At 44.6% G+C, this 26,140-nt stretch carries 22 protein-coding genes; 2 read left to right on the top strand and 20 right to left on the bottom strand.

What is annotated here, in order from left to right; translation table 11 throughout:
- Positions 1-112: 112 nt before the first annotated feature.
- From ndk to trmJ, 17 genes are all read right to left on the bottom strand, one after another.
- The gene (ndk, locus tag FE394_RS11490) at positions 113-541 is read right to left on the bottom strand and encodes a nucleoside-diphosphate kinase (RefSeq protein ID WP_319926528.1); all 429 of its coding nucleotides are present in this window, start codon (positions 539-541) and stop codon (positions 113-115) included.
- Between the two features lie 334 nt (positions 542-875).
- Positions 876-1,202, bottom strand: coding sequence for a hypothetical protein (locus FE394_RS11485; RefSeq protein ID WP_319926527.1), 327 nt, complete (start codon positions 1,200-1,202; stop codon positions 876-878).
- A 64-nt stretch (positions 1,203-1,266) separates the two neighbouring features.
- The gene (locus FE394_RS11480) at positions 1,267-1,464 is read right to left on the bottom strand and encodes a helix-turn-helix domain-containing protein (protein WP_319938763.1); all 198 of its coding nucleotides are present in this window, start codon (positions 1,462-1,464) and stop codon (positions 1,267-1,269) included.
- Between the two features lie 20 nt (positions 1,465-1,484).
- Positions 1,485-2,048, bottom strand: a complete 564-nt coding sequence (locus FE394_RS11475; protein ID WP_319926525.1) for a DUF2975 domain-containing protein — start codon at positions 2,046-2,048, stop codon at positions 1,485-1,487.
- An 83-nt stretch (positions 2,049-2,131) separates the two neighbouring features.
- Complete coding sequence (gene pbpC, locus FE394_RS11470; protein WP_319926524.1) at positions 2,132-4,510, bottom strand: peptidoglycan glycosyltransferase PbpC; 2,379 nt, start codon at positions 4,508-4,510, stop codon at positions 2,132-2,134.
- A gap of 84 nt (positions 4,511-4,594) precedes the next feature.
- Positions 4,595-9,694, bottom strand: a complete 5,100-nt coding sequence (locus FE394_RS11465) for an alpha-2-macroglobulin family protein (protein WP_319926523.1) — start codon at positions 9,692-9,694, stop codon at positions 4,595-4,597.
- Between the two features lie 366 nt (positions 9,695-10,060).
- The gene (locus FE394_RS11460) at positions 10,061-10,489 is read right to left on the bottom strand and encodes an enhanced serine sensitivity protein SseB C-terminal domain-containing protein (protein WP_319926522.1); all 429 of its coding nucleotides are present in this window, start codon (positions 10,487-10,489) and stop codon (positions 10,061-10,063) included.
- Positions 10,490-10,607: 118 nt separating this feature from the next.
- Entirely contained in the window at positions 10,608-11,903 is a 1,296-nt protein-coding gene (gene pepB, locus FE394_RS11455; protein WP_319926521.1) for an aminopeptidase PepB, read from the bottom strand.
- A 165-nt stretch (positions 11,904-12,068) separates the two neighbouring features.
- Positions 12,069-12,263 carry a Fe-S cluster assembly protein IscX gene (gene iscX, locus FE394_RS11450; RefSeq protein ID WP_319926520.1) on the bottom strand — a complete coding sequence of 65 codons (195 nt, stop codon included), beginning with the start codon at positions 12,261-12,263 and terminating at the stop codon, positions 12,069-12,071.
- 14 nt (positions 12,264-12,277) lie between these two features.
- On the bottom strand, positions 12,278-12,613 hold the full coding sequence (fdx, locus tag FE394_RS11445) for an ISC system 2Fe-2S type ferredoxin (RefSeq protein ID WP_319926519.1): 336 nt from the start codon (positions 12,611-12,613) through the stop codon (positions 12,278-12,280).
- Between the two features lie 2 nt (positions 12,614-12,615).
- On the bottom strand, positions 12,616-14,463 hold the full coding sequence (gene hscA / locus FE394_RS11440) for a Fe-S protein assembly chaperone HscA (protein WP_319926518.1): 1,848 nt from the start codon (positions 14,461-14,463) through the stop codon (positions 12,616-12,618).
- A 68-nt stretch (positions 14,464-14,531) separates the two neighbouring features.
- The gene (gene hscB, locus FE394_RS11435) at positions 14,532-15,053 is read right to left on the bottom strand and encodes a co-chaperone HscB (RefSeq protein ID WP_319926517.1); all 522 of its coding nucleotides are present in this window, start codon (positions 15,051-15,053) and stop codon (positions 14,532-14,534) included.
- Positions 15,054-15,096: 43 nt separating this feature from the next.
- Positions 15,097-15,420: an iron-sulfur cluster assembly protein IscA gene (gene iscA, locus FE394_RS11430; protein WP_319926516.1), complete on the bottom strand. Its 324-nt coding sequence runs from the start codon at positions 15,418-15,420 to the stop codon at positions 15,097-15,099.
- A 149-nt stretch (positions 15,421-15,569) separates the two neighbouring features.
- Positions 15,570-15,956 carry a Fe-S cluster assembly scaffold IscU gene (gene iscU / locus FE394_RS11425; RefSeq protein ID WP_319926515.1) on the bottom strand — a complete coding sequence of 129 codons (387 nt, stop codon included), beginning with the start codon at positions 15,954-15,956 and terminating at the stop codon, positions 15,570-15,572.
- Positions 15,957-15,980: 24 nt separating this feature from the next.
- Entirely contained in the window at positions 15,981-17,195 is a 1,215-nt protein-coding gene (locus tag FE394_RS11420) for an IscS subfamily cysteine desulfurase (protein ID WP_319926514.1), read from the bottom strand.
- Positions 17,196-17,261: 66 nt separating this feature from the next.
- Positions 17,262-17,756: a Fe-S cluster assembly transcriptional regulator IscR gene (iscR, locus tag FE394_RS11415; protein WP_319926513.1), complete on the bottom strand. Its 495-nt coding sequence runs from the start codon at positions 17,754-17,756 to the stop codon at positions 17,262-17,264.
- A gap of 172 nt (positions 17,757-17,928) precedes the next feature.
- Positions 17,929-18,663, bottom strand: a complete 735-nt coding sequence (trmJ, locus tag FE394_RS11410; protein ID WP_319926512.1) for a tRNA (cytosine(32)/uridine(32)-2'-O)-methyltransferase TrmJ — start codon at positions 18,661-18,663, stop codon at positions 17,929-17,931.
- A gap of 125 nt (positions 18,664-18,788) precedes the next feature.
- On the opposite strand from trmJ, the gene suhB reads away from it, so the two are divergent.
- Complete coding sequence (suhB, locus tag FE394_RS11405; RefSeq protein WP_319926511.1) at positions 18,789-19,592, top strand: inositol-1-monophosphatase; 804 nt, start codon at positions 18,789-18,791, stop codon at positions 19,590-19,592.
- A 98-nt stretch (positions 19,593-19,690) separates the two neighbouring features.
- Here the strand turns inward: suhB and FE394_RS11400 are convergent, their stop codons facing one another.
- Positions 19,691-22,693 carry a non-ribosomal peptide synthetase gene (locus tag FE394_RS11400; protein WP_319926510.1) on the bottom strand — a complete coding sequence of 1,001 codons (3,003 nt, stop codon included), beginning with the start codon at positions 22,691-22,693 and terminating at the stop codon, positions 19,691-19,693.
- 263 nt (positions 22,694-22,956) lie between these two features.
- Here FE394_RS11400 and FE394_RS11395 point away from each other — a divergent pair, with 263 nt between their 5' ends.
- Complete coding sequence (locus tag FE394_RS11395) at positions 22,957-23,082, top strand: hypothetical protein (protein ID WP_319926509.1); 126 nt, start codon at positions 22,957-22,959, stop codon at positions 23,080-23,082.
- A gap of 105 nt (positions 23,083-23,187) precedes the next feature.
- Here the strand turns inward: FE394_RS11395 and FE394_RS11390 are convergent, their stop codons facing one another.
- Positions 23,188-24,423, bottom strand: a complete 1,236-nt coding sequence (locus FE394_RS11390; protein WP_319926508.1) for a 3-phenylpropionate MFS transporter — start codon at positions 24,421-24,423, stop codon at positions 23,188-23,190.
- 158 nt (positions 24,424-24,581) lie between these two features.
- Complete coding sequence (gene glyA, locus FE394_RS11385) at positions 24,582-25,835, bottom strand: serine hydroxymethyltransferase (RefSeq protein WP_319926507.1); 1,254 nt, start codon at positions 25,833-25,835, stop codon at positions 24,582-24,584.
- Between the last annotated feature and the right edge of the window lie 305 nt (positions 25,836-26,140).

The following is a 26,140-nucleotide window of genomic DNA, read 5'->3' as shown; positions in this document are numbered from 1 at the left end:
ATTAATATCGAACGAACATTAAAATAAAATAATAAACGCCCCGCTGAGTCAATTCAGCGGGGCGTAACATTGTACAAACTTTACGGTTTAGATGCTATGAGTAACTTAGTAATCAGTAGCGAGGGAAAACTTCATCATCACTGAAAAAGTAAGCAATTTCACGGTTTGCGGATTCAATGGAATCTGAGCCGTGGACAGCATTTTCAGTAAAGCTGTCAGCATAGTCTGCACGCAGAGTACCTGCCAGTGCGTTATCTGGGTTGGTTGCACCCATCAGGTCACGATGACGCTGAACTGCATTTTCACCTTCCAGAACCTGTACCGTGATTGGTCCAGAGGTCATGAACTCTACCAGACCATCAAAGAAAGGGCGGCCTTTGTGTTCAGCATAAAAACCTTCCGCTTGCTCACGAGTCAAATGCAGCATTTTGGCAGCAATAATTTTAAACCCTGCACTTTCAAAACGCGCATAGATAGAGCCGATAACATCTTTTTTTACTGCGTTGGGTTTAATAATGGAAAAAGTACGTTCAATTGTCATTGGATAACCTCTTTGGCACTTTCAGCGATGATTCATTTTAATTTTAATGCTCCTAAGTAAAACAGAGGAGCAAATCGATTCTGTATCTAGCCAGAATAAAAATAGGCGTTGATTATAGGAGGAGACTTTCTGCTTGCCTACAAAAAACATAACATTTCATTAAAACTTTCTTAGCGAAAATTATCATTTTTTAGCATAAATCACATTTTTGCTCAGTCAGTTCATTCTCCCTTCCTTTCATTCTATAAAATAATGCCCATTCAGGCGATTAAATCCCAAACAGGCATTCTGACCAAGATCATTGAATTGGTGTTTTTATCTTAAAAAAGAACAATTATAAAACAGTCGCTATTACGCATTGGATAAAAGGCTTAACTTCTTTTTCCCTTTCTTTGTTTAATGGCTGTTTAGTTTCATCAGAAATTTCAAATTTCCCTGTAAATTGGTCATTGGAATTTTGGGACCGTTTATCCGATGTTCCAATAATACTGATAGTATATTTATGTTCCGCAGGTAATAAATCTGTGCATTTTCGCAACACTCCTTGATGAGAAGATCCTTGCGGCACTATTTTACGATTAATGTCTGTCGCTGACGTATCAGCAAATGTAGCAGGAATATAAAATGCGCCCAACAGTAAAGCATATGAAAAAATTTTCATTTTTTTCCTCACTGTATATGTTTGCGTTTAATTAACACCCCGTGCAACTTAATGATTAAATAAACTATTCATCATCTTTGAACTCTAATATATCGCCAGGTTGGCAATCTAAATATTGGCAAATAGCATTTAAGGTAGAAAATCGAATTCCCTTAACTTTTCCTGTTTTCAGCAGAGAAAGGTTCTGTTCAGTAATACCGATGGCCTGTGCTAACGCTTTGGATTTAATCTTCCTTTTTGCCATAATCACATCCAGATTCATAAAAATTGCCACGGTATCCCCTATATAATGCTCTGATTTTCTTCGTATATATCACATGCTTGGTAAAGGATACGCGAAATGATAGCCAGACAAACTGAAATGAAAATAGCGACAAAATGACCAGTAGTAATACTCAATGAGACAAAGCGCTCACCTACTGGCGCGCCGATTGTTAACCACAGTGTTAATAGAGGCTCACAGAGAATATCCAGAGTCCCCCATAAAATGACTCCCCAACCTACATATTCCAGATATTTAACAGTATTCTTAGAAAAGTAATCACCTTTTCTGTAATTGCCAAACAATCGATGAAAGGCCCAGAAGCTACCAACCAACGGTAAAAGTGGTATCGTCGATATCAATATCCCTCCGGTTAATTTCCATGTACTCAATGTTTCTTCAATAAAATGAGATAGTATTCTCTCGGTCAACAAAAAACCCAATCCATATTTTTCCAGAATGAGTTTTGGTTCCAACCAACTCAGAATATTAATCGCCATTATAATGATGATAATGAATAGCGATAATCGGGACATCACTAAACTGATTGTCGTCATTCGTGTAAGTTTTTCAGAGTGCGTCATGCTTATCAGCCTGTGGGTTAAATGTGATCGAATTATAGTCCATAATTATTGTTTAACAATAATTTTTTATCGTAAAACAGTAATTATCTCAACAAAAAATTGATTGAGCTGATTTGCCCACTCAGATCCAAGACAGTAAGCTGATATTTACCCGGTTGTGATAATGCGTGGATCCATGACTGATTATTTTTTGTCACCACAATCAGTTCACCATTCAAAAACCACCATTGCTGACCACTTCCGCCTTGTGTTGCAAGTCGCAGATCCAACGTCTTTTTACCCGGAATTCGTTTCAATACATCCCCTTCACGAACACCAATAATCAACAGTGGTGCCTCATCCATTTTCATGGGTGGACATTGCTGATTAATGGGAGGGAGTCGATTTGCCCGCCGTTCTTTAGCGGGTAGCCATGCTTCCAACGCAATTGGCCATAAACTCACTGTTTCAGGCTTGGCATCAAGGCAGTCAGGGGCAACACGCAAGCCATTATTATCAAGCCATATCCGTTCGTTGATCCCTGAAATTCCCTCCTGCCCGGCGGCGGGTAATGTTGGTGGGATGGTATTGTCCAAAATCCAGCTCAAGCGATGCTGGCGGCAATTGTTGTTTTCTTGGAAGTGATTTTCTTGAGATCTATTTTCCTGAGATCTATTTTCCTGAAACGACATGGTTCCGCTTGGCCAGCAAATGGTTGCCTGACTGACACTGGATGGGCGTGGATCAACAGGTATACGCATTGACCCATGGCGTAGATTTCCCATCAACAATCCGTTGATCTGATTCATAATAGGGATCGCTGTGGCATAACCAAATTGCCCGACAACAGGTGTACCGTCTGGTCTGCCAATCCAAACTCCGATGGTATAACGTGCATTCAGACCAATCGCCCACGCGTCACGATAACCATAACTAGTGCCTGTTTTCCATGCCAGCGGTACTTCAGCAGGTAAAATATTATCGGGTTGAGGACGTTCCTCACCAGCCATTATCCTTCTGACTATCCAGGCAGCCCCAGCAGAAAACAATTGCCTATCCCGCACTTTCTGCCCGGGCGTAAAACGCAGTGGGGACACCTTGCCTTGACGGGCAAAAGCGCTGTAAGCAGCAACCAGTTCGTCCATGCGAGTAGCTGTTCCCCCTAAAATAAGAGATAAATTCGGTTCACTGCCAAGCGGAAAACGCAGCCTTGTTCCTACATTGTGTAAATTGGCAGTGAATCGTTTAGAACCATAGGCTTCAAGAAGTTGTACCGCCGGTAAATTCAAAGACCTTACCAATGCTTCACTGGCACTCACAGGCCCATTAAAACCGCTGTCAAAATTACCCGGGCGGTAATCATCAAAACGACGGGGAACATCTTGCAATAAGGATTCGCCATGAATGAGCCCGTCATCCAGCGCCATCGCATACAGAAAAGGTTTGAGTGTAGAACCGGGTGAACGCCATGCGCCTATCATATCGACATGCCCAAAGCGACTGTCATCCTGAAAATCAGCCGAACCAATATAGGCTTTGACCGCCATATCGGTGTGATCAACGACTAATATTCCAATCGATGTTTTGGCCGCTAATTGATATTTCCAGTTGAGAGCCATATCTTCCAACTGACGCTGTAAACCAGTATCAATGGTTGTCTGAATAACTTCCTGATGAACTTCCTGATGATATTCATTCGCCATCCGCCTCGCCAGCAATGGTGCAAGATGAGGAACCTGACGCGGAGCCAGCCATAAGTTTTCTTCCTTGATATCCGCGACTTTTTTTGCTGACCAAACGTTATATTGTTCCAACCGCTCCAATACTTTGTCACGAGCCGCTTGTGCCCGTTCGGGATAACGGTCTGGCCGCAATCGGCTGGGTGCTTGTGGCAATACCGTCAATAATGCAGCTTCACCAGAAGAAAGCTCCGACGGTGACTTTCCCAAATAAGCCCAACTTGCTGCGCCAATACCTTGCAATGTTCCGCCAAATGGCGCACGGTTCAGATACATTTCCAGAATTTCATCTTTCGAATAATGCCATTCCAGTTGTAGCGTACGCCAAATTTGTTTGAATTTTCCTGAGAAAGTACGTGAATGCGGATCAATCAATCGGGCAACTTGCATAGAAAGGGTGCTGCCCCCTGATACTATTTTTCCTGCCCGAATATCCTGCCATGCTGCTCTTAGTAAGGAGACAGGGTTAATACCAGGATGTCTGTAAAACCAACGGTCTTCATAGGTCAATAATGCCTGAAGATATTCAGGTGAAACCTGATCTAAAGTAATGGGATAACGCCAGACTCCCTCGTTATCAGCAAAACGCCACAACGGTGAACCATCAGCCCCCACCACCACACGCGCCATTTTGACGTTATGCATGGGTAACGGCCAAATTTTATCCGCCAACCACATCATGGCGGGAAAAGTCAGCAAAATAGCCACAATAAGCAGATAAATGCGGAAGGACAATCTTCTCATTAGAACCGTATCCAAAAAGCTGTATCAGAAAAATTGTATCCAAAAAGAAAGGCCCCCATCGTCAGGGATAGGGGCTGATAATGATTAGCGAACAACTTCCAGTTCAGGATTGGTTGTACCCACTGCCCGCCATTCAGGAACATACATGGATTCAACCTGTGGTGCAGGTATTTGATAAACCCCCGGTACAACCGCGCGGGCTAAATACAGCAGCGTTACGGGTTTATAAGACGGAACGGCAACCGCAGCGACAAAGCGATCATCACGGTATTCAATGTGACGGATATCTGCGACTTGCATTGCTTCAATCAAATCTTGCAGACCTGTTGCACTGTCATTCAAACTGGCGCTACTACTTGCCAGATTCTGGTTTTCAATCTCCAACCCGGCTGGCAGTAAATCAACCACTAACGCATCCGGCACAGCCTGAGTCGCGCTGACCTCCAGTTTCACAACCACCATTTCACCACTTCGCATACGTTCGATGTGAGTTGTGTTTCCTTCCAGATCCAAATAAGTGCGCTTAATTTTCAGAACATTTGAAGAAGGTTCTGGTGTATTCAATGGATAGCCAACTACATTCAAGCGTGAATAGAGTGTACTGTCACCACGGTTGCTGACATCGATACCTTTCAGAATCTGGTTGGTTTCCAGTATTTCTGTCAATGCATTATCGCGGTTAAATGGCGGCATTTGCTGATTAATCGCCGCTTTCCACGGTTGTTCACTGGCACCAATAAAGTAACGTCCTGCCAGATAAAGAGAATTACTTTCCTGTGTTGAGAAATAACGACGAGCTATCAGTTCATTGGATAAATTAATTAACTTATCATCGCGCTCTTTCTGCAACATATTGTGCTCTGTCAACAGGGCAACAATCAGTGCGTTATCACGGATATTGCTGCCATAGTCACCTAATCCGTATCCCTGTTCACGTGATTTATTCACCCCCAGACGAATAGCGTCATCACCACGGGTATTATCCCCCATTGTTTTCAGGGCAATGCCCAACTGAACCAGAGACAAACCACTTCCTGTCTGCGCTTTTCGTTCATAAAGTTGTCTCAATCCACTTAACGGTGCTTTTTGTTGATTAGCCAAAACCAGCCCTGCATAGGCTTGCACTGAAAATTGTGTCGCGGCGTTTGAACCATTGTAACGACTGCTAATAATGGTTCTATCTTGTAGATAACGCAGTAAACGGTTATTGGCTGTTTTCAGCGCATCAACAGGCACGCTGTAGCCTTGCTGAGTCGCACGGTACAGAAAATCTGTCGCATAGGCAGTCAGCCAAAATTCTTCGTCTCCATTGCGATTCCAAAGCGAAAAACTTCCGTCATGCCGCTGCATACTCAACAAGTGTGTAATCCCTGTATCGATGGTTGCACGACGTTTTTCGTCACTTTGTGTATTGATACCCAATTTTTTCAATTCAGCTTCATTGGAGTAGAGCGATGGATAAAGCCCGCTCACCGTTTGTTCCAGACAGCCGTAAGGATAAGCGTACAATTCGCGGATATAACGAGCGATTTGCAATGGTGGCTTACTACTCAGTAATAACTGCCCTTCCAACGTTTCTGGTACCAATCCGGAAATAGCCGCCAGTGGTAACTGCCAGTTTTGTCCTTGACGGATAACATCAGCAAACTGAATAGTTTTGGCTGGATGAGCGGGACGAACACCTATCTTCCAGCTATTTTTATACTGTTTCAGATTTTCATCAGGCAAATTCAAACCATCAACGGTCAAGAACACTTCACCTTGCCCAAATCCGTAATCGGCTTTAATAGGAATTTGAACGGTTGTCCGTTTTCCTTTCTCCAGTGTGAGTTTTTTGCTTGTCAATCCTTGTAATTTAATCAGTCCCTCAGCAGCAAAGTTCAGTGTCAAAACTTGGGATTGTTCAGTCAAATTGGTGAGATCTAACGACAACTGAGATTTATCTCCTCCCGCCATGAAACGAGGTAATGACATCTGAGTGATAACTGGCGCAGCAACAATGAGTTTACGTTCACTGTGACCAAATTCATCATCACTCCATGCTTGTGCCATCAGCCGGAGTTCTCCATTGAAATCCGGTATCGGCAGGCTGATCTCGCCTTCACCACTGGCATTCAATGTAATTGGTTTGGCTTGTTCTGCAATGATTTTGACTTCCGTCAGTGGTTTTTTACCTCCCCGAGAAGAGCTATCATCACCATCTCCCCCAAAGCGCAGATTTGCCTGACGCCCTTCTGCTTCAATCAGACGGCCATAGACATCATATTGATCAACGCCATAACGTTTACGACCAAAAAAGGCATCATAAGGATCTGGGGTTTTAAAGTCAGTAATACTCAATACCCCTGTATCTACCGCGGCAAGCAGAACATGGACTTGTTCAGGAAGTGCTTTCCCCTGTTGTGGGGTCGCCTTGATTTTTACCGTCAGTTCCTGATTCGGGCGGATCTTATCAGGGGCGTTTAAGGTTACATTCAACTTACGCCCTTCATCCATCAACGGTAAATGTAATACACCAATTGCCCGCTTAGGCGTCGCCTGACGTGACTTATCTCCCGGACGAACAACAACGGCAGTAAGATACAAATCATGACGAGTCCACGCCTGATTTATTGGAACTTCAATATCCAGACCTTTTTCCGGTACATCGATTTCCTGCCACCACAATGGCCCGTCACTGGATTCCACCAGCAAATAGCCTTTACCTGCTTGTGGTGCCATCATGTGCAATTTCACTTTTTCGCCTGATTTATAGGCGGGTTTATCCAGTGATAATTTCACCTGATCCGGACGAACAGCGCCTGTTCCCCCGGTATTATCCTGCCATGAATAACCCGCCCAGAAATTCAGGCTAGTAACAAGCTGATTTTGAGGGTTAACGATTTCAATGCGATAAGTTCCCCAATCAACAGGAAAACTGATTTTAGCTGTACCATTTTCGGCAATCTGGATATGTTCATCAGCCATCACCAGATCTTTTTGGTTATAATCTGAATCCCAACCGGCACTGTCTGACCAACGCCAATAATAATCACGGCGTTCATATATCAAACGTGCCCTTAATTCTGATGTAGCATATTTCTTGCCTTTAGCATCGGCATAAACTATTTCAAATGCTGCCAGTGAATTCTCATCGACGTTATGGCGGTTTTCATCCTGACCAGTGCGATAATTATAAATTGATTTCTTATTGAAAAGTGGGCGCACACCAGCCAGTTTTTCAGCGGGCCATACGGCTTGTTCAACCCGGCGTGTCACCGGACGTCCGCCAGATTCAAGCAAGCTGGCCTGTACAATGACGTTTACGGGAGAGGTGACTGATTTCCAGTTATCTTCACTGACAAAGAGATCTGCTTTTCCTTCACTATTTAAGGTAATGTCAAATTCATTCAATGTCCGGTGCAAATCAGGTTCATCTATAACACCAAATTCATATCCCGGTAATTTCGCCACAGCGTCACGGGCAGGACGTAAAAATAACTGTCCTTGCAAACGATTTTCAGCAGCAGGGGCACCATACAGGTAACGGCCTGTCATAGCGAATTCAACCGCCTTATCTTTCAGTATGGGTTGATCATTAACGTTTCCTTTGATTTCCAATGCCATACGTTCGGGTATGAAATCCTCGACGTTAAATTTGTAATAACGTGGTGTGTTGTCACCTAAATCAAATCTCAGTGACCACATTCCCGTTTCGGCCTCACGGGGAATCGGATAACGATACTGATACAGACCATTTTCAGCTTGCCAGACAAAACTGCTAACCACTTGATTATCTGCTTTCAGCACGTCCACTTTAACTGGCTGTGATGTTAGCGGACGACCATCAGCATCACGCAATAAACCATTAACAATCACTGTTTCGCCCGGTCGATAAAGATCCCTCGGGCCAAAGGCAAAAAACTGTTTGCTGTACCCTTGTGGGCCACCGATATCAAACTCAGAAAGATCCAAAGCCGGAGAATGCAAATCGATCATACTGGTTCGTCCATCCTGAGTAGCCAGTAGTAATTTCGCTTTGTCATTTCGTTCAAGCGATGCGTGACCATCAGCGTCCGTCGTCGCTTTCGACAAAAGTTGGCCTTTTATGTCCAACAAACGGATCTCAACACCTTTCAGGCTGGAGCCTTGTTCCAGTGACTGAGTGAATACATCAATTCTGTTCAGGTAACTATGTGCAGAAACGCCAATATCGCTCAATGTGAACAGTGTAATAGGGTTGCTGTAGGAATATTTTCCCGCTTGTTGCATCACTGCCAGATAAACCCCCTCTCTTTGCAGTTCTTTGATATTGTTTAGTGGCAGCAATAATTTCTCGCGGGTATTGGCAGTAGGATTAAGATCAAAACGGCCTGTGTAAACTAATTCCGTTTCTTGCAGTAATTCCTTGGATTCCCAATAATCCATGTTACTGCTGTATCGCCATTTAGAGATGAATATGGGTAATGCTTCATCTTTTATGCGGAAAAAATTCACATCTACGCGATCAACATTGAGAGCCAAAACAGGTAACCCTTCCGCTATCTTGCTGGGCAATAAAAAACCTTTGCTGGCAAAACCCACTGATGGTGTAATCGGTGCTGTAACGAATTTTTTCTCGTAGGTGCCCGCCAATCGGCGTTCATTTATGCCCTTTACACCTTCATCAACCGTCAATCGTAATTCCCGGGCTGGTCGTAAATGACGTAACCGAAGTTCCATCTGGTTATTGGACAATTCCCATGCGCCATCTAATTTTCCCGATTTAACATCAACGAGATGTACTTTTTGTGAAAAATCCTGATCAGGATCCAAAGGAATTGAGAACGTCACTACCATTGCGCTCGCGCCATCCAATTGCAATTCGGAAGCATCCAGAATAGTGATATCTTTACCCGCATAGCGTTCCGCTGATGATTTAGGAACCCGGGTTTCAGTAACTGGCTCGGCTATAGGTTGCGATGCAGCCTCAGTGACTGATTCGGTTGATTGAGGCGATGATTTTTCTGATTTCTTATTATCAATTGCTTGATTATTTTGAGAGGATGAGACATTCCGTTGTTCTGTGCTTTCGGGCTGGGTTTTTTCTGTATTTTCAGATTGATCACACCCAGACAGTATAAATAGTGCAAATAACGAAGTCAGCATCAGAGCGAAGTATCTCTTTCTCCTTGCCACCTTTTGCCAACATTGACCTTGAAGCATAACCATAACCCTTTTTGTTTGCCGGTTAGCCCGGAATATTATTTTTTATGGATATTCATATGATGTAGGAATCAAAATATAACGAAGGAAATAGAAAAGAATGGTTTTTGCTCCGCCTTCGCTATATTGTCATGCAAATCCATTACGGGCACTTATGATACGTGTTATTTTGCATAACCAAAGCGCAGAAAACATAACGAAATTTTCATCCAGAATAAAATTTACTCTGCATTTTTGCCCTATGTTTTTTCAAATTTTCGAGACTTCTCGCAATATTTATGTGCTCATTGCAAATAAATTACATTGAAGGTCATAGGGCAAAAATTAATCGTTATACGTTCTTTGAGCTGGCACAAAGATTGAAGTTTATTGATTGATAACAGGAATTGTATCCCGCAGCCAGCTACCTAATTTTCGCTGATAGAAAGGTTGAGTATGTTGCATGAGATAATGACTGATCCCTCCTTCTTTTTCATTCAGCAGGCAAAAATCTACCGAATCATCTTCATCAAGATATTCACAAGCCAATTCACCCGCCTCTTGAATCACCGAATTGATTTCATTTTCTACAGAAGCGTCACTGAATTCCAACCCAATTAATAAATTAGGTTTTTCATCCAAATTTTTATCATGGGCCATGACCAGAAAAGCTCGGCGAACAGGTTTATGTTGCTTAAATAAATCAACTAAAGCCTCAATAAGACGAGTCGGCTGTTCCTCCGGTTGGCTGAGAGTGATACGGCTTCCGCTGGGAACCGTTATTTCGGTAGCAACAGGCCCATTTGACAAACTCATGAAAATCTCCGAACAGTAATGTTTGAACTGAAAAGTTAAGCGCGTTGAAAAATTGAATCATAGCCTCTCATAAGAGAGGCTATAAGAAAGATAATGTTGAAAACGTTACTGTTGCCTTTTATTTCGCTTTAGCTAACAACAGGTTGGCAATGGTACGCACTCCGTATCCTGTCGCACCCGCCGCCCATTGTTCAACGGCTGATTTACGATAAGTTGCTGAACAGTCGATATGTATCCAGCCTTTTTTGTAGTTTTCTACAAAATGAGACAAAAACGCGGCTGCGGTACTAGCTCCCGCAGTATGGGAGGATGAAGCAATATTATTCAGATCAGCAAAATTGGATGGCAGCTGACTACGATGGAACTCAGCCAGTGGTAAACGCCAGAACAATTCATTTTCATCATCAGCCGCAGCCAACAAATCAGATACCAGCTGATCATCAAAGCTGAGTACAGAGTGGTAATCGTTTCCTACTGCTGTTTTTGCTGCGCCGGTCAGGGTTGCCGCATCAATGATCAATGATGCTTTTTCTGCATTGGCATCAATCAAACCATCAGCCAACACCAAACGCCCTTCCGCATCGGTATTCATCACTTCAACGGTTTTACCATTGCGGTAGCGAATGATGTCACCCAATTTAAAGGCATGACTACTTACCATATTATCTGCAATGCACAGGAACAGTTTTACGCGGTGCTTCAGGCCTCGACTAATCGCCAGCGCCAATGCTCCCGTTAATGTCGCAGCCCCCCCCATATCCGATTTCATGGAGTCCATAGAATTGGAAGGCTTGATGCTGTATCCGCCAGAATCGAAGGTAATACCTTTACCGACCAGACAGGCAAAGACCGGCGCTTTTTCATCTTTTGTCGGGTTGAAATCTAATGCGAGGAAAACAGGGTCACGGGAAGAACCACGACCGACAGTATGTACGCCCATATAACCCTGTTCATACAAATCGTTCCCTTTGACGATGCGATAGCTAATTGCATCATCCGCTACACCAACCATCAAATCGATGGCTCTCTTAGCGAGCTGCTTCGGCCCTAAATCTTCGGCAGGGAGGTTGATGGTATCACGCACCCAGTCAATGAATTTTATTCTTCTTTCTAGTTCTTGTTTTTCTGCCTCAGGTAATGACGGCCACTCAATGGTGCGCATCCCCTTAGGCGAACGGAAACCAAGCCAGAATGACCAGCTTTTTTCCAAATCCCAGCCATCACCCACTAAAGCAACGTTACGAATTCCCTGACCATCAATTTTACGTCCCGCACGTTGAATCGCTCCCGACTTTCCATTGCCTTCCAGATGAATAGTGATCCCTTGCTCGCCTGGACTAATTAATGCTTTTTCACCCCAACAAGCGTTAGCTGGCTCATAAGACAGTGTTACGAGCATGATTTGTTTTGTCATTTTTTCTCACTTCTCATTTTATTGTTCACTGTTTCACAGTAAGGATCTATGAATGTAAAAAAACTGGCGATTGCCAGTTTTCCATTAAATGCCAACCATGCCAAGCTATTGAGCAGGAATAGGTGAGTCAGCGCTATTTTTATGCAATGCTAAGCAGATAACGCATTACTCATATTCATCCAACCACACGAGTAAAATAGCTTCCAAAATTTTTTCGTTGGATTTCTGAGGATCATCATCAAAATCATCCAGTTCACAAATCCATTCATGCATATCGGTGAAACGCACTTTTTTAGGATCTAAATCCGGAAATTTATCATACAGTGCTTCGCCAATATCACGACTGTCAGCCCATTTCATCTTAAATTCTCCTGTCAGTGCTCACGTGCATGGTTAATGGAGTATTTAGGGATCTCAACAATTAAATCCTCATCGGTAACTTTGGCCTGACAACTTAAGCGGCTTTCAGGCTCCAGTCCCCATGCCTTATCCAGCATGTCATCTTCCAGCTCAGAACTTTCTTCCAGTGAGTCAAAACCTTCTCTAACGATACAGTGGCAAGTGGTACACGCACAGGATTTTTCACAAGCATGTTCAATTTCAATACCATTGCGCAGTGCAACATCCAGAATTGATTCGCCTTCCTTAGCTTCCAATACTGCACCTTCGGGGCAAAGTTCGTTATGAGGTAAAAATACAATTTTAGGCATAATTAAATTTCATCCACAGAATGACCCGCCAAAGCCCGGCGGATTGAAGTATCCATTCGACGCGCGGCAAATTCCTGCGTTTGCTTGTCCAACTGTTTAATTGCACTTTCAATCGCATCAGGAGACGTACCCTGAGCACTTTCAATTAGTACTTGCACAGCAGCATCAATGGCTGTTTGTTCTTCCTGACTCAGTAAATCAGCATCTTTTTCCAACGCACCCGTTAAACTTTCCAGAACTCGCGCCGCTTCTACTTTCTGTTCTGCCAATTTACGTGCCTGAATATCTTCCTGTGCATTAGTCATGGAATCTTTGAGCATACGGGCGATTTCTTCATCAGATAAACCATAAGAAGGTTTTATCTGAATGGATGATTCAATACCCGTGGATTTTTCCAGTGCGCTGACACTCAATAAGCCATCCGCATCGACCTGAAAAGTCACGCGAATGTGAGCGCCGCCAGCCGGTAATGGAGGAATACCCCGTAGTGTGAAACGCGCCAGTGAACGGCAATCATTAACCAGCTCCCTTTCGCCCTGCACGACATGAATGCTCATGGCGCTTTGACCATCTTTGAAAGTGGTAAATTCTTGCGCCTTTGCAATAGGAATAGTGGTATTGCGTGGGATGATTTTTTCAACCAGTCCACCCATTGTTTCCAGACCCAGCGACAACGGAATAACATCCAATAACAGCATTTCGCTATCCGGTTTGTTGCCTACCAGAATATCGGCCTGAATTGCAGCACCAACAGCAACAACTCTGTCCGGATCGATAGAAGTCAAAGGCTCACGATCAAAGAATTCACCCACCATGCTGCGTACCAATGGCACTCGTGTTGAACCGCCAACCATGACAACCTGTAAGACTTCATCAGTCGTTACGCCCGCATCTTTCAACGCACGGCGGCAAGAAAGTAATGTACGTTTAACCAAAGATGTGATCAATTCGTTGAATTCGGTACGGGTAATGCTGACTTGCCAATCTGCAATGTTGATTTCCGCGCTATCCGCCTCACTTAAGGCAATTTTGGCTTGGGTCGCAATATCCAGCAACTGACGCTGTAATCCGTGGCTGTTGTCGCTAATTCCAGCCTTTTCACGGATCAAATTCGCCAGCAATAAATCAAAATCATCACCACCCAGTGCGGTATCGCCACCCGTCGCCAGTACTTCAAATACGCCCCGGCTAAGACGGAGAATAGAGACGTCGAATGTTCCGCCGCCCAGATCGTAAACGGCGATCACACCTTCCTGACCGGAATCAAGCCCATAGGCAATAGCCGCGGAAGTCGGTTCATTCAAAAGACGAAGAACATGCAGACCCGCTAAACGCGCAGCATCTTTGGTTCCCTGACGCTGTGCATCATCAAAATAAGCGGGAACGGTGATCACAACACCATCAAGTTTGCCATCCAAAGTTTCTTCTGCCCGTTGTGCCAACGATTTCAATATGTCAGAAGAAACCTGAATAGGATCTACCAAGCCCGCCGCAGTGCTGATCAACGGCAAACCGTTTTCACTCGCCTGAAGCTGGTATGGCAGATTAGGGTAACGCTGCTGAATGTCAGCCAAAGAACGCCCCATCATACGCTTGACGGAACTCACGGTATTGACAGGATCTGATGCAGCCTGCTGACGAGCCTGCCAGCCAACTTGAATATCATTTTTGCGATATTGTACAACGGAAGGAAGTAAGTGACGGTTTTCACTATCGGCCAATGTTTCCGCCTGTCCACTACGGACAGTCGCAACCAGAGAGTGAGTCGTACCAAGATCAATCCCCGCTGCCAGACGGTGCTGGTGCGGTGCGGCAGATAAACCAGGTTCACTGATTTGTAATAAAGCCATGTGTGCCCCTATAAATCTAATTTGGCTAAAAACATTCAGCTAAAAACATTCGGCTAAAAACCATTAGGCTAAAAGTCATCCAGCAACCGCTCTTCCAGTTGTTCAACCTGCTGTTGCAATTTATCCAGAAAGCGTAATTTACGGACTGTATCGGCTGCAATTGACCATTCAGCATCATTAATCTGCTGTTCCATCTGCTCACTGCGAGTTTTAATCATTTTATTCAGGCGAGATGAAAAATGGGTCAGCGCTGTTTCTGGTTCTGCACTATGCTCAATAGCATCAAGCTCTTCGCGCAATTCCAACTGCTGCATCAGGAAGGCAGTATCCTGCATCGTGTGCTGTTCGTTGGATAAATCGAACCCTTGCTGGGACAGCATATATTCCGCACGTTTCAGGGGATGTTTTAGCGTCTGATAGCCATCATTAATGGTAGCGGCTTGCTGAAGTGCCAGTGTTTTTTCACGCTCTGGCTGATTGGCAAAACGATCAGGATGAAACCGGCGTTGCAATTCCTGATAACGGGTTGCCAACAGTTCACGGTCAATCGCATAACGCGCAGGCAGCCCAAATAAAGTAAAATAGTCCATAAGTTACTCTTAATGTCGCAAAATGCGGAATTAAAAAGCGGGGTTAAACGTGGAAACTTTCCCCACAACCGCATTCGCTGGAAACATTGGGGTTATTGAACTTAAAGCCTTCATTCAGACCTTCTTTAACAAAATCCAATTCAGTACCATCAAGATAAAGGATACTTTTACCGTCAATGATAACTTTCACGCCCTTGTCTTCAAAAACTTGATCTTCTTCATTAAGTGTATCAGCAAATTCAAGCACATATGCCATGCCAGAGCAGCCGGATGTTCTCACACCCAAACGCAACCCGACACCTTTTCCTCGATTGTCAAGAAAGGCCAAAATACGTTGGGCGGCACTTTCTGTCAGGGAAATTGACATACAACACCTCACTTTTAAAACCAGTAAAGGTGGATATTGAACCAATATCCACCAGAATTATTTTCTTTTTACGAAACGCTCTGTTATGAAAACACGTTCTTTTGCAAAAATACGTCTTTTACAAAAAATAGTTATTTATACAAAAATAGCTATTTGGCTTGGCGTTTGCTCTTGTAATCCGCAATGGCAGCTTTAATCGCATCTTCTGCCAGAATAGAACAGTGGATTTTCACTGGTGGAAGTTCCAATTCGTCAGCAATCTGAGTGTTTTTGATTGCTTCAGCCTGATCCAGTGATTTACCTTTCATCCACTCTGTTACCAGAGAACTGGATGCGATCGCAGAACCGCAGCCATAAGTCTTGAAACGTGCATCTTCGATGATACCTTCATCGCTGACCTTGATTTGCAGTCGCATAACGTCACCACAAGCGGGTGCTCCTACCATGCCACTACCAACTGAAGGGTCTTCACTATCGAATGAGCCAACATTACGTGGGTTTTCGTAGTGATCAATTACTTTATCGCTGTAAGCCATGTCGTTACTCCTGAAACCGTCTGATTAATGATGAGACCATTCGATGGTGCTGATATCCACACCCTGCTTAAACATTTCCCACAATGGAGAAAGATCACGCAGGTGGCCAATCGCGTTGTGAATCAACTTGATTGCATAGTCTATTTCTTCTTCTGTGGTAAAACGCCCCAAAGAGAAACGAATAGAACTGTGTGCCAGTTCATCATTCATGCCCAGTGCGCGCAGGACATAAGAAGGCTCTAAACTCGCAGAGGTACATGCTGAGCCAGAAGAAACTGCCAGATCTTTCAGTGACATCATCAACGATTCACCTTCAACATAGTTGAAGCTGACATTCAGAATGTGTGGTGCACCCAGTTCTAAATCACCGTTCAGGTAAACTTCTTCAATATCTTTGATACCGTTCCACAAACGCAGACGCAAACCATGCAGACGCACTGCCTCTGATTCCAGCTCTTCTTTTGCAATACGGTAGGCTTCACCCATACCCACAATCTGGTGAACAGGCAATGTCCCTGAACGCATACCGCGCTCATGACCACCACCGTGCTGCTGTGCTTCAATGCGGATGCGAGGTTTACGACGAACATACAGTGCGCCGATACCCATCGGGCCATAAAGTTTATGGGCAGAGAAAGACATCAGGTCGACTTTCAGCTTACTGAGGTCGACAGGCAATTTACCAACGCTTTGGGTCGCATCAACATGGAAAATAATGCCACGGCTACGGCACATTTCACCAATAGTCACGATGTCCTGAACAATGCCGATTTCGTTATTGACGTGCATAATGGAAACCAGAATGGTGTCATCGCGCATAGTGGCTTCCAGCTCTTTCAGATCGATCATACCGTTGCTCATTGGCGCAAGATAAGTGATCTCAAAACCTTCGCGCTCCAGCTGGCGACAAGTATCCAGAACCGCTTTATGTTCAGTTTTGCTGGTAATAATGTGCTTGCCTTTTTTCTGATAAAATTTTGCAGCACCTTTAATAGCAAGATTATCTGATTCCGTTGCGCCTGAAGTAAAGACGATTTCACGCGGGTCTGCTCCGACCAAATCAGCAATTTGATTACGCGCAATATCAACCGCCTCTTCAGCCTGCCAGCCAAAACGGTGTGAACGGGAAGCTGGATTACCAAAAATCCCGTCCATAGTCAGATAGTTCATCATCTTTTCAGCAACACGTGGATCTACCGGTGTTGTTGCTGAATAGTCCAAATAAATGGGTAATTTCATTGCTCACATGCTCCGTAAGACACTTTTAATACTTTTATTTAATACAACCAAGTATTTGCCACAAGGCTACGCACGTAGGTTAACGTTGATCGTCTCTTGAAGTTTGCCGTTCGGTGTACGGCGCTTATCGCTGTCTTGACGATCAGCAACGTCTAACACTTCTTGATTATTCACTAATTCTTCTAAACTGATGCTGCTCAGGAAACCCGTGATACGATCGCTAAGGTCACGCCATAACGCATGAGTCAGACAACGATCACCGCCCTGGCAGCCTTCTCTACCTTGGCAACGAGTCGCGTCAACGGATTCATCAACAGCTGAAATAACTTCGGCAACGAAAATATTACCGGCAGTTCTGCCCAGTAAATAACCGCCACCTGGACCACGGACACTAGAAACCAGACCATTTTTACGCAGGCGGGAGAACAACTGCTCAAGATAGGATAGGGAAATTCCCTGACGTTCAGAGATGTCGGCCAATGGCACCGGACCTTCTTGTGAATGCAACGCCACATCTAGCATGGCAGTTACCGCATAACGTCCTTTTGATGTCAGTCTCATAACAAAAACTCCATGGTGAAATATAGATGAAATTGTGGCATTCCTGAGTATTTTAGTCAACTATTTAACCTAGTAATTTACTCAACTATTATTTGGCTGACTTTCGCCTTTTATTTGGCTGACTTTCGCCTTTTTCACCTATCTCTCGCCTAATCCACCTTTGATTTTATGGCTACTTCTTGGCCCATTTTTCCATGGAAGTCAATATACCACGCAAAATATTCAGCTCCTGAGTTTCTGGCCGGGCACGGGTATAAAGACGTCTTAGCCTGTTCATTATCTGCCCCGGATGCGCTTTGCGGATAAAGCCGGATTCGTTCAGTACCTGCTCAAAATGCTGATAAAAACGCTCCATATCTTCGGCAGGTGGATATTCTGCCTCATGATCCGGAGACGCTGCTTTCTCCTGCTGTTCCTGAGTAGCAAGATATGCCATGCGGATCTCATAGCTAACCAATTGAACGGCCATAGCCAGATTCAACGAACCATATTCAGGATTGGTAGGAATATACAGGTGGTAATTACATTTTTGCAGTTCTTCGTTCGTCAAGCCAACACGTTCACGACCAAACACAATCGCAACCGGAGAGTGGCCGACAGTTTTGACACAACGTTCACCACATTCACGTGGCTCAACCATTGGCCAGGAAAGAGTCCGGGAACGAGCGCTGGTTCCTATGATCAATTCACAGCCAGCTAATGCCTCATCCAACGTATTTACAATTGTCGCACTACCGATAACATCACTTGCCCCGGCTGAAAGTGCGATGGAGTGAGAGTCAGGTAGAACAAGAGGATTGACCAGATACAAATTGGTTAATCCCATTGTTTTCATGGCTCTGGCGGTTGAACCCATGTTACCCGTGTGGGAGGTTTCTACCAGAATAATGCGGATATTCTCTAACATGATGGCTTTTAGATTCAGTATAAGAGCCGAATATCTTAACACAGCATTAGTCATTTTGACGAACTACTGCTATACTTCGCGCCGATTTGTTTCCCGTTCTTTAAAATCCTGGTGGAAGATACCCCATGCATCCGATGCTAAACATCGCTATACGCGCTGCGCGTAAAGCCGGCAATCACATTGCCAAGAGCTACGAAACCCCTGACGCCATTCAGGTGAGCCAAAAAGGCAGTAACGATTTCGTCACCAATGTTGACCGTGAAGCAGAAACGCTGATCATCGACATTATCCGTAAGTCTTACCCTAAACACACAATTATCACCGAAGAAAGCGGTGAGCACTTAGGTGAAGAAGACGATTTCCAATGGGTTATCGATCCACTGGATGGCACCACCAATTTTATTAAACGTCTCCCTCATTTTTCTGTTTCCATTGCTGTGCGCATTAAAGGCCGCACTGAAGTGGCGGTTGTTTACGATCCAATGCGTAATGAATTGTTCACCGCGACCCGTGGTCAAGGCGCTCAATTAAATGGTTATCGCCTGCGTGGCTCGAATGCCCGTGATCTGGAAGGTACTGTTCTTGCGACTGGCTTCCCATTCAGAGCCAAACAGCACACCATCCCTTACATGAATATACTGGGTAAATTATTTGACCGCTGTGCAGATTTCCGTCGTACAGGTTCTGCGGCACTGGATATGGCATATGTTGCTGCCGGACGTGTAGATGGTTTCTTTGAGATCGGTCTGAAACCATGGAATTTCATGGGCGGGGAATTGCTGGCACGTGAATCCGGTTGTATCGTCTCTGATTTCGTTGGTGGTCATAACCATGTCAACTCCGGCAACATCGTTGCGGGCAGTCCACGTATCGTTAAAGACATTTTATCTCAAATGCGTGAAGAATTAACGGATGCACTGAAACGTTAATTCGTTAATTATTAAATAAATATAATTTGAGCAATGTTGGTTTCAGGGCACCTAATTGGGTGCCCTGAAATTTTTAATGGGTTACTGAATGTTTGGTTCTATTCATCTCTTTTGGGAAGATAATAGTTGAGGTACTTCGAGAGCAGTTCTTTTCCCATGGGAGTAAAATGCACCGGATTCGTTGCATTAGCCAATGCTGAAACCGTATTTCTGGTATCAAAAACCGGCATGTTTTCATTGACCTCCCATCGGGTCAGCTGCCGGTAGACTCGCTCAGAAAGCATGGGTAGCAAGGACAGCAAGGCATTGTGGTCCAAATGAGGATCGGCGATTAGCCTGGAGAGCCATTCACTGTAAGGGAGTGACTGCAATGGATGCCCGCAGCATTCCTCTAAAAGACGGAAGAACCCATTAATATCAACGGACTGTGTTTTTCTATCCGGCGGAACGAGGTGGTAAGCCTGCCCCAGATTCCGTATGTCAGTCGCGATAGTCAAAAGCGCCGAGCTGACATAGTCAACAGAGACGAATTCCTTCCACTGACGCGGCAGTTCCGGACAGGCACCGATAGCAATGCATCCTATGATCAGGCGTGCGACAAAGTCATTCGGATTGCCGACACCACTAACGCTGTCGCCCATAATGAAACCCGGCCGGTAAACAGACACCGGGATGCCAATTTTCCGCGCCTGCCAGATAAGCTGTTCTACCACCCATTTACTCTGCGCATAGCCGACATCATATTTCAGGCCCTCTATATAGGGAGTAAGACTATCATTCTCGTAGATACAAGTCGTCGAATGCAGCAATCCTACCGGACCAAATGCGGCAATCGTCGATACGTAATGCACGGATTTGGCTTTGCCGTGTGTGGCTAAACGAAGAATGTTCAGTGTGCTGTCGATGTTGGAGGCGCGTTGTGTTCTGTAAGGATGAATGTAGTTAACATCTGCGGCTGCATGAAAAACGACATCGCTTGTGTTGGCCAATTCATTATAGAGTTCATCGCTGAGTCTTAATCTGGGTTGAGACAAGTCACCAGCGACGGCCCTAATGCGCCCGGCGAATGAGGCTTCCCACAATCCATACTTGGAAAGGGTATTCTTAATGCGTTTGAGTGCTGCGGCATCGTCTTTCGCTCGAACGAGACAAACTACATTTTTTATATTCTTTTGTATATTCTCGATAGTGAGAAGATCACGTAATAAGAATGCCCCCAGAAAGCCGGTCGTACCTGTCAGAAAAATGGATGCGTCAGCAAGATTAGCCCAGTCTTGCGGTGCCTCCGGCAATGGCCTGATGTCGTCCGGCAGTTGCCCGTCGCGTAGCCATTCCTCTGTTTCATCCTGCGCCTGCGGGGAGTTGCCTTGTGAAACGATGCTGGCAAGTTGGCGGAGGTTTGGTACTTCATAAATGGTCTGTGCCAAGAAATGCTGATTGAACTGACGAGCAAGTTCAATCACAAGACGCGACGCTTGCAGAGAGCTGCCTCCCAGTTTAAAAAAGTTGTCATCAAGCGAGATATCACTGTTGTGCAGGATCTTGCTCCAGATGCGATATACCGCATACTCGGTATCGTTGAAGCCCGCAGGTCGTTCCTCAGATGATGCTCGCGTTGTGAGCAGCGCCATAAGCTTACGCTGGTCTGCCTTTCCGTGCGGCGTCATCGGGATATGCTCGACGACGAAAAGACGGGGCAGCATGTATGCAGGCAGATATTCACTCAATTCCTGTATAAGCTGCTCCCGATCGAAAGTACCCGGTGACCGTGGAACAACGAATGCGGCAATAAAATCGTCTTCACCTTCGTTCTTCACAGCGCAGACCTTGGCTAAACGGATCTGCATGTTTTTTAAAATCTGAATTTCAATTTCTTCCAGTTCGATACGATGGCCACGTATTTTCACCTGACTGTCGATGCGGCCTGAAAACATGAAGATGCCATCGTCACGCTGCCAACTAAGATCGCCAGTCTTGTAAAGACATATCGGCTGAGAATGTCCGGGGATAGTCACATTGACGAAACGATCTGCATTTAGCTCGTCACGGTTCCAATATCCCCGCGAAAGTCCCTCGCCACCGAGATAGAGTTGTCCCATGTTTCCCGGCTCCAGCGGCTCAAAACTATCATTCAAAATGAATGCGCTGGTATAGTTGATTGGTAACCCGATAGGGACACTGCCATCAACCAGATCGTCCAGACTGATATCATGTGCAAGCGCGAATATCGTGCTTTCCGTTGGACCATACGCATTAAGAAGGTGCTTGGGAGGGGCGCCCGCTTCCAGAACCAGCTGCACCATGTGAGCATTAGGCGCTTCACCAACTATCAGAAGATAGCGAATATCACGGAATGCCTGAGGGTATGTTTTCGCGATCAGATTGAAAAGTGTTGCCGTAACGGAGATGATAGAAATTTCTTTCCTGACCAGTTCGGCCTGAAAATACTCTATGTCCAGTATATCCTTCTTGGGTGGCACAAAAACCATCGCTCCATTGAGAAGTGCTCCCCAGATTTCGAACAGTGAGATATCGAATGTCGGGTTGCAAGTACAGGCAATGCGATCTTCAGGCGTAAAGCGCACATATTCCGTATCAATGATAACGCGCATGATGCTTTTTAGCTCGATCTGTACACCTTTCGGCCTGCCGGTTGTGCCGGAGGTAAAAAGAACATGGCTTCGATGATGTGGGGCCAGACAAGCAATCTCGCTATCATCTAAACCTTCCCCTTCAAGCAGATCGGAAAAGGCAACGAATGTGGTGTGTAATTGAGGGGAGTTGTCTGGCGAATCAGTAATGGTCCATTTCACGGCCAGATCATCCAACATATCGTTCAGACGCGCCGGAGGTACATTCGGGTCAAGAGGCACACAGCTTCCGCCAGCCATAAGAATGGCAAGCTGGCTCGTGATTTGTTCAATTCCCGGTGCCAGCAGGATCGCAATAGGCTCTTCATGCATGACGCCAAGCAGCCGAAGTGAACCCGCAACGGAACTAGCCTGCTGTTTAAGTGTGCGATAATCGAGCGCTTTTTCAGGTGTGGAGATAGCAACCTTGTTCGGATAACTACTGACCTGTTTCAGGAAATTAGGCAACATTCAACCTCCCCATAAGACAATGGGATAATCACATACAATTACAATTACAATTACAATTAATAATATTTGAAATATTAACTTAACTAATAATAACTCATAGTTATTATATCAATAATGAATGAACCTAATTTCGAATACAAGCCCCCAACTAAGCTTTATTGGCTGTTTTTTGAGACGTATTTCAAAAATTTTTCTTTTTTCTTATCCTTATCAATGGCTTTAATAGGCTGTCGAGTGAACGACTTTTAACGAGTGGGAAATTGGTGGGAAATTGGTGGGAAATTGGTGGGAAATTGGTGGAAGGTTTTGCCCTGACAGGCACCTTCGTTGGCGGTGTTACGGTTGTCAATGTGACGCAGGTTGAACAGGGTAAAACCAGTTCTTCATGATAAAGGGCCTGTCACGCCATGAAAAACTACGGAGACAGGCTTTGCGGATATAATAATCAAAACGTGCCTCCTATTAGTGTTGCTGACTATTTGTAGAGTGCGAAATCAGTGTGCATGAGCTTCTACTTTTGGCCTAAGAAACAGCGCTGGTAGGGCAACTAACGCCATCACCCAAAATATGCCACTACCTATACTTTCATACATGAAACCGGCGATTATACTCATGACTGCAATACCGCCCCCCATCGCCAGAGCAGAATAAGTGGCCTGTAAACGGATAATTTCATTTTCCTTTCTGGCACCGATAAAACGCATCGCTGCCAAATGACAAACGGTAAAAGTGCCACAATGCAGAATTTGGATAATAATCAATGCGTATAATTCGGTAGATGTTCCCATTAGTCCCCAACGAAGTACCCCGCAGATAGCGGATAGCAGCAGAAGATTACGCGCACTCCAACGACGGAGTAATTGATTACTAAAGGTGAAAACAACAACTTCCGCTACAACTCCCAATGACCAGAGATAGCCAATGGTTGATGAAGAATAGCCTGCTTTCTCCCAATAGATGGAACCAAAGCTGTAGTAACCCGCATGGGCAGCCTGTAACAGAGTCACACACACTAAAAATTGCCATACAGGTTTTTCCAACAGGAGTTCTTTAAAAGATACAGCATGGGCATTCGCTGCTTTGATCTTACCTGCGGGCATAATTGAAGGTTTCAACATCATTCCCAGCAGCATGAATGCAACACTGAAAATCAAAAAGGCAAGAATGATATGATGTGTTCCAAACAAGTTACTGCCAATCCAGCTATTCAGGTGGTCAAATGATATATGCCATCCAAAATCTAAACTGCTGATTGAGAAGTTGACGCCATTGGAGGACATTAATATGCCTGTCAGCGAAGAGCTGATAATAAACGCAATCGACCCCCAAACCCTGACTTTGCCATAATCAAACGTAAACTGTTTTTGCCATGTTCCTGCCAGAGCATCTGATAAAGGAACTAAGGGTGAAAAAAATAAGTTAAAACCTATCATGGCAACGAGAAGCCATACCCAGTGGCTGTCAATGGTGAATCCGATGGCAAAAAGCAATGCTAATAGTGAGAGAATTCGCAATGCCTTAATTAACTTGGAAGGATCTTTTACCGCAGGAGAGATAACCAGACTACCGATAAAACGGGCAACCAATCCGACACCCAGCAATATTCCTATCATTGAAGCTTCAATACCTTCACCTTTTAACCAGACAGACCAGAAAGGTAAAAATATGCCGAAAGAGAAAAAATAAGTGAAATAACTTAACCCTAGCCAAAATGTCGACGGAACAACCATCCAAATGCCCCTATTTTTCAAATGCAAAAAACCCGCTCAAAACTAACGTAATGAGTCGGGCTTCAATTTTATCGGCAGCACTGCTTATATAGCGCTAGTTATATTGCACAACTCATATAGTACCAGTCATGTAGTACCAGCCGATATTTTATTTAAATTTATGCGTAAACCGGATATTTCGCGCAGATTGCCAATACTTTCTGCTTAACACTTTCAATGATAGCGTCATCATTGATGTTATCTAAAACATCACAAATCCAGCCAGCCAATTCACGGGTTTCTGCTTCCTTAAAGCCACGACGGGTAATCGCAGGTGTTCCGATACGAATGCCGGAAGTGACAAACGGACTGCGAGGATCGTTAGGTACGCTGTTTTTGTTAACAGTGATATTAGCGCGTCCTAATGCAGCATCCGCCTCTTTACCGGTAATGTCTTTATCCACCAAATCCAGCAGGAACAGATGGTTTTCAGTTTCCCCAGAAACAACTTTATAGCCACGTTGCAGGAATACTTCTACCATGACTTTCGCGTTTGTGGCGACTTGTTGCTGATAGACCTTAAATTCAGGCTCCATCGCTTCTTTCAATGCAACCGCCTTACCTGCGATAACATGCATCAGCGGGCCACCCTGAGAACCAGGGAAAACAGAAGAGTTTAGTTTCTTGTAAAATTCGTCATCGCCGCCTTTCGCCAAAATCAGGCCACCACGCGGGCCAGCCAGTGTTTTGTGCGTTGTTGTTGTGACAACGTGAGCATGAGGAACCGGGTTTGGATAGACACCCGCAGCGACCAAACCAGCTACGTGAGCCATATCGACAAACAGGTAAGCACCGATTTCATCAGCGATTTCACGCATCTTCGCCCAATCTACAACACCGGAGTAGGCAGAGAAGCCGCCGATAATCATTTTTGGTTGATGTTTTTTCGCCTGAGTACGGATATCGTCGTAATCAATTTTGCCGCTGTCATCAATGCCGTAAGGCACGATATTATAAAGTTTACCGGAGAAGTTAACCGGAGAGCCGTGAGTCAGATGGCCGCCATGCGCCAGATTCATGCCTAAAACAGTATCGCCGGGTTTCAGCAGTGTCATGTATACCGCAGCATTTGCCTGAGAACCGGAATGTGGTTGGACGTTAGCATAATCTGCGCCAAACAATTCTTTTGCCCGGTCAATCGCAAGTTGCTCAACTACATCGACATGCTCACAGCCACCGTAGTAACGTTTAGCCGGATAACCTTCCGCATATTTGTTAGTGAGCTGAGAACCTTGAGCCTGCATAACTCTTGGGCTCGTGTAGTTTTCAGAAGCAATCAATTCAATGTGTTCTTCCTGGCGACAAACCTCTTGTTCCATCGCTTGCCACAGTTCGGGATCGTAATTCGCAATATTCATTTCACGCTTTAACATTTAGTTCTCCTGACTCAGCTACATCTCTAAAAAATACCCCTGAGGGCCAGAACGTCACACAGTGTAAACTCTTTTTATCGAATGAGATAGTCTTGACAAGATAATTTACGCAAACGTTTGCATGACGCATTGACCGCCTATTTACAGCGGAATGACTGACTATGGAGTGAACGATTTCAAATTTATCAATGATATTTGTGATATTGATCGGTATTAATGGTGATATAAATTCCAATTTTTTGATTTAAATCAAGATGATCTCCTTTTATTCATTTTGCGTATTCCCAAACCCTATAAGTTGTATT

The sequence above is a fragment of the Xenorhabdus littoralis genome (genome assembly GCF_033949345.1).
GTDB classification, from domain to species: domain Bacteria; phylum Pseudomonadota; class Gammaproteobacteria; order Enterobacterales; family Enterobacteriaceae; genus Xenorhabdus; species Xenorhabdus littoralis.
This window is presented reverse-complemented; position numbering and strand designations above follow the sequence as displayed.